We start from the raw sequence: 578 nt of genomic DNA on the forward strand, positions 1-578 counted from the left end.
CGCGCTCGCCGAACTCGAGGTCGCGCCCGACGCGACGATCCACGTCGGCGACTCGCTCCACGCCGATATCGCGGGTGCGAACGCGATGGGGCTCGATTCGGCCTGGCTGGATATCGGCCGCGACGAGGGCCCCGACGAGCACGTGCCGACCTACGAACTCGCGTCGCTCGAGGCCTTCGAGACGATCGTCTAGAAAAGCAGATGCGAACGCCGCGCTATTCGTCCGGTAGGAGATCCGTATGTACCAGCGCGCGGTACTGCGTATCGGTGCCCTCCTCGAGTCGCTTGAGCAGCGCCGCCGCGTCGGGGAAGGTCTCGGGGAGGTCGAACGGATCGGTGTCGTCCTCGTCACGTTGCTTGCAGAACTTGACGAACGCCAGCAGGTTCTCGTAGGCGCCTATTCGGGCGTAGACGACCCCGATATCCCGCTCGATCGTTTCTGTCCAGGTTTCGATCATCGGTTCGATCGCCTCACGGGGCTGGCTCATCTGGTCGGCCAACTCCTCGGCGTCGACGCCGCCCTCGCCGACCAGCCCGTCGAAGACCGACTGCAGGTCGCCGCTCGCATCCGCCAGCGG

2 protein-coding genes are annotated in these 578 nt (G+C 66.1%); one reads left to right on the plus strand and one right to left on the minus strand.

Features of this window, described 5'->3' with window-relative positions; genetic code table 11:
• The coding region (locus tag PGX04_RS25880; RefSeq protein ID WP_273741124.1) for an HAD family hydrolase at nucleotides 1-193 on the plus strand (193 nt) is incomplete at its 5' end.
• A 22-nt stretch (nucleotides 194-215) separates the two neighbouring features.
• Here PGX04_RS25880 and PGX04_RS25885 read toward each other — a convergent pair.
• Nucleotides 216-578 (minus strand): hypothetical protein (locus PGX04_RS25885; protein WP_273741125.1); only part of this gene is annotated, 363 nt, incomplete at its 5' end.

Source organism: Natrinema soli (assembly GCF_028618695.1).